The organism is Nonomuraea sp. MG754425 (genome assembly GCF_021699195.1).
Lineage (GTDB): Bacteria > Actinomycetota > Actinomycetes > Streptosporangiales > Streptosporangiaceae > Nonomuraea.
Genome location: NZ_SSXE01000585.1, coordinates 1 through 279, shown reverse-complemented (window position 1 = coordinate 279; position 279 = coordinate 1). Strand labels below are relative to the sequence as shown.

Sequence of the window (279 nt, the reverse complement as noted above, 5' to 3'; positions counted from 1 at the left end):
TCGGCGTAGAGGCCGTCGAGTGCCATGAGGGTGTGGTGGTCGCCTTGTTCGGTGATGGTGCCGTGGTCGAGGACGTAGATGCGGTCGGCGTGGCGGACGCTGGCCAGGCGGTGGGTGATGAGCAGGACGGTGCGGCCGTCGGCGTGGTCGCGGATGCGTTCGAAGGCGGCGTGTTCGGCGCGGGCGTCGAGGGCGGCGGTGGGTTCGTCGCAGATGAGCAGGTCGGCGTCGCGGTGGAAGCCGCGGGCGACGGCGATGCGCTGCCATTGGCCGCCGGAC

1 protein-coding gene is annotated in these 279 nt (G+C 71.7%); it reads right to left on the bottom strand.

Annotation, left to right across the window (positions count from 1 at the left end):
• Nucleotides 1-279: ATP-binding cassette domain-containing protein (locus tag FAF44_RS54075; RefSeq protein ID WP_237111242.1), on the bottom strand; the 279-nt coding region annotated here is incomplete at both ends.